The organism is Actinoplanes sp. NPDC051633, from assembly GCF_040681735.1.
GTDB lineage: Bacteria > Actinomycetota > Actinomycetes > Mycobacteriales > Micromonosporaceae > Actinoplanes.
This window is the reverse complement of the sequence record NZ_JBFAZH010001067.1, coordinates 1-2,656: the sequence shown is the minus strand read 5'-3', so window position 1 is coordinate 2,656 and position 2,656 is coordinate 1. Positions and strand designations below refer to the sequence as shown.

The 2,656-nt window shown below is 71.7% G+C and carries 2 protein-coding genes; both read left to right on the top strand.

From position 1 onward, the window contains the following. Positions 1–301 precede the first annotated feature (301 nt). On the top strand, positions 302–1,807 hold the full coding sequence (gene cysC, locus AB0M20_RS37010; protein ID WP_364305392.1) for an adenylyl-sulfate kinase: 1,506 nt from the start codon (positions 302–304) through the stop codon (positions 1,805–1,807). Positions 1,808–1,914: 107 nt separating this feature from the next. Continuing rightward, on the top strand, positions 1,915–2,656 hold a 742-nt coding region (locus AB0M20_RS37005; protein ID WP_364305390.1), incomplete at its 3' end, for a Wzz/FepE/Etk N-terminal domain-containing protein.

Sequence of the window (2,656 nt, the reverse complement as noted above, 5' to 3'; positions counted from 1 at the left end):
GCGTGGGTTCCGTGGTGAACGTGGGGGCGACCGGCGGCCGGAACGGCAAGCCGATCTGATCCACGCCACCCGTCCAGGCCCACGAGAGGGTGACCGCGACGGACATGGCGAACGCGGTGGTCGCGGCGGCGACATGCAATGGCCGGATGCGCTTCACGATGGTCCAGTATTCGACCTGAAATCCTGTTTGTCCAGAATCAAGCCTCTTCGGGTGGACGGTGAGCCCGCCTCGACCACGTCGACGGCGGCTGCGAAACTGTCCTCCTGTCGGCTGCAGGGGGATGTCACGGTGAACGGTTCGATGCTGCCCGAGGACGTGTTGCGTGACGCGCCGTCGTACACGCCGCGTCCGCACGAGCTGGCGGATCTCGAGCTGTTGCTGTCCGGCGCGTACGCGCCGTTGACCGGCTTCCTCGGCCGCGCCGACCTGACCTCCCTGCGCCGCACCGGCAAGCTCGCCGACGGCACGTTGTGGCCGGTCGCGGTGACCGTCGAGATCCCGGCCGAGATCGCCGGCCGGCTCGACCTGGCCGATCCGCTGCGCCGCACGGTGATCCTCACCGACCCCGAGGGCGCCCCGGTCGCCGCGCTCGAGGTGACCGACGCGTGGCCGACCATCGACGGTCTGTTCGCGGTCGGCGGCGCGGTGCGCCGGATGGGCGACGGCGGGCACGGCCCGTTCCAGCGGCTGCGGCGCACTCCCGAGGAGGTCAAGGCCCTGCTCCCCCCGGGCCGCGTGCTCGGCGTGATCGCCGATCGGCCGCTGCACCGCCCGCAGCTCGCGCAGATCGCGCATGCCGCCCGCACCCTGGGCGCCCACCTGTTGATCTTCATCCCGGTGACCGGACCGGGGCCGGACGGCCTGCCGCCGGAGTCGCTGGTCCGGTCGATCTTCGCGGCGCGGGACAGGATGCCGCCGGCCACGATCGTCGCGGTGCCGCTGATGCCGCGCGGTGATGAGATGCGCGACGCGCTGCTGCGCGCGCGGGTGGCGCTGGCGTACGGCGTGACCCACGTGCTGTCCACCGGCGACATGCTCTCCGGCGGTGGCCTGCGGGTGCTGGTGCCCCGCGAGCTGGCCTACGACAACCGGGACGGCCAGTGGCGCTGGCGCGACGACATCCCGCCGCGCAACCGTCGGCTGGCGATGACCCCGGCCGAGATCGAGGACACGCTCGACCGCGGCTTCCCGCTGCCGGAGTGGCACACGCCCCCGGCCGTGGCCAAGGAGCTGTCCCGGGTCCGGCCGGCGCGTCGCTACCGAGGGCTGGTCGTGTTCTTCACCGGATTCTCGGGCAGCGGCAAGTCGACCATCGCCCGCGGGCTGGCGGACCGGCTGCGCGAGGACGGCGAACGCACCATCACGCTGCTGGACGGCGACGTGGTGCGCCGGGAGCTGTCGGCCGGTCTGGGCTTCAGCAAGGCCGACCGCGACCGCAACGTGCGCCGGATCGGCTGGGTGGCGGCCGAGGTGGCGCGTCATCACGGGATGGCGATCGCGTGCCCGATCGCGCCGTACGAGAACGCCCGCGCCGCGTCGCGCCGGCTGGCCACCGAGGCGGGCGGCGGCTTCGTCCTGATCCACGTGGCCACCCCGCTCGAGGTGTGTGAGCAGCGGGATCGCAAGGGCCTGTACGCCCGCGCCCGGGCCGGTCAGCTGCGCGGCATGACCGGCGTGGACGACCCGTACGAGACGCCCACCGACGCCGAGCTGACCCTGGACACCACGTCGATGACGGTGCCCGAGGCCATCGACGCCGTGCTGGCGTATCTCGTCGAGAACGGCTGGGTCGAACCCAAGCTGTAGATCCTCGGCGATTTCAGAGTTACGAAGCGGGACCCGGGCCGTTTACCCCCTGTGGGGCGAAACGCCCAAACCGTGACTCTGATCCCCTCGAAAGGGCCGCCGAACCGATGGAAGCGCCGTCCACCGACCTCTCGCACTACGTCGGCATGTTCCGGCGCCACTGGTGGGTCGTGCTGGTGGCCACCGGCGCCGGCCTCGGCCTGGGCGCCGCGGTCACGTCAACCATGCCCAAGGTGTACGAGTCCAGCACGTCGGTGCTGGTTCAGGCGGTCGAGCAGGACGCCAACCAGTCCGGCGGCCGCACCAAGGGCTCGATCAACCTCGACACCGAGGCGCAGCTGGTCGGCTCCGGCGCGGTCGCCGTCAAGGCCACCGCCCTGCTGCGCTCCGGCACCAACCCGATCGAGCTGGCCCATCAGGTCTCGGTGGAGGTGCCGGCCAACACCACCGTGCTGGTGATCCGCTTCGAGGCGGAGACGCCGCAGGGCGCGCAGGCCGGCTCCCACGCGTTCGCCGAGGCGTACCTGCGCAACCGTGAGGAGACCGCGCGCAGCGGCCTCGACCAGCAGATCAAGTCCCGGGTGCTGAAGGTGCGGCAGCTGACGACGAGCCTGCAGTCGATCAACGCGCGGCTGGCGAAGGCCCGTGCCGGCAGCTCCGAGCGCAGCAACCTGGAGAGCCTGCGCAGCAACTCGCAGAACCAGCTCAACGCGCTGACCAGCAAGCTGAACGAGCTGACCACCACCACCGTGGAGGCGGGCAGCATCATCAGCGACGCCCGGGTCCCGGAGGAGCCGACGAGCCCGAACGCGATGCTGAACATCGCCACCGGCGCGATGCTGGGCCTGC

Bases quoted from the DNA above. Each gene is read 5' to 3' on its own strand.
- cysC (WP_364305392.1), top strand. From the start codon at position 302: ATGCTGCCCGAGGACGTGTTGCGTGACGCGCCGTCGTACACGCCGCGT.